Origin of the sequence: Bifidobacterium pullorum subsp. saeculare, assembly GCF_016899725.1 — a bacterium.
Classification (GTDB): Bacteria; Actinomycetota; Actinomycetes; order Actinomycetales; family Bifidobacteriaceae; genus Bifidobacterium; species Bifidobacterium pullorum_C.
In genome coordinates, this window is sequence record NZ_JACLYU010000139.1 from 1 (window position 1) to 492 (window position 492).

At 63.4% G+C, this 492-nt stretch carries 2 protein-coding genes; both read right to left on the reverse strand.

Annotated elements, in window-relative coordinates; genetic code table 11:
* Positions 1-369 (reverse strand): ABC transporter permease subunit (locus H7U32_RS09845; protein ID WP_440201458.1); only part of this gene is annotated, 369 nt, incomplete at its 3' end.
* Complete coding sequence (locus H7U32_RS11045) at positions 369-488, reverse strand: hypothetical protein (protein WP_306452368.1); 120 nt, start codon at positions 486-488, stop codon at positions 369-371. The genes H7U32_RS11045 and H7U32_RS09845, both read right to left, overlap by 1 nt.
* Positions 489-492 lie beyond the last annotated feature (4 nt).

Sequence of the window (492 nt, forward strand, 5' to 3'; positions counted from 1 at the left end):
GCCCAGGTCCAGGGCGCGTACTTGCGACCCCATCAAGCCTTGGGCCAGGCCTTCGATGATGAAAGACAGCCCCAGGGTCGCCATGAACAACGTGATCGGCGAACGGTTCACCAGCGGCCGCAGCACCAGGCGCTCGATCAGCAAGGCGCCGACGCTCATCACCAGCGCCGTGAGCAGCAATGCCAGGGCAAACGGCACGCCCTGGTCATGCAGGCTGACAAAGGTCAGCGCGGCGAACAGCAGCATCGAGCCCTGGGCGAAATTGAACACGCCGCTGGCTTTGTAGATCAGCACGAAACCGATCGCGACCAGCGAATACAGGGTGCCGGCCAGCAGGCCGCCGAGCAGGGTTTCGAAGAAGAAGGTCATCAGTTTACGACTCCCAGATAAGCGGCGATCACCTCGGGATTGGCCTGTACTTGGGCCGGCGTGCCGTCGCCGACCTTGCGCCCGTAGTCGAGCACCACCACGTGGTCGGACAAGCCCATCACC